Here is a 385-nt window from a genome sequence, read left to right on the forward strand (position 1 = left end):
GTGTACCATATCGTAACTTTAAATTCTTCTAACATGCTATACCAAGATTCAGGTGAGAATCGCCCACCTGCGATGCAATTCGTAACACCATTTAACCAAGGAGCAAAGACTCCGTAAGATGTACCAGTTACCCATCCTGGATCAGCAGTGCACCAATAAACATCATCTTTTTTTAAATCTAATACGTATTTTCCTGAGATATAATGTAATAGCATTGCTTGTTTGACGTGCAATACACCCTTAGGTTGTCCTGTAGAACCTGATGTATAGTGAAGAATTAATCCATCATCTGGCGCTAGCCACTCAATATTAAATTCCTCGCTAGCTTGTCTCATTTCTTTATTAAAATCAATGTATTCACCATCAACGTCATCATCTACAACAA

General features: G+C 37.7%; 1 protein-coding gene. It reads right to left on the minus strand.

Annotated elements, in window-relative coordinates; translation table 11 throughout:
- A partial coding sequence (locus BU038_RS12375; protein ID WP_142402614.1) for an AMP-binding protein occupies window positions 1-385 on the minus strand: 385 nt, incomplete at both ends.

Origin of the sequence: Staphylococcus simulans, from assembly GCF_003043455.1 — a bacterium.
In the GTDB taxonomy this organism is placed as follows: Bacteria; Bacillota; Bacilli; order Staphylococcales; family Staphylococcaceae; genus Staphylococcus; species Staphylococcus simulans_A.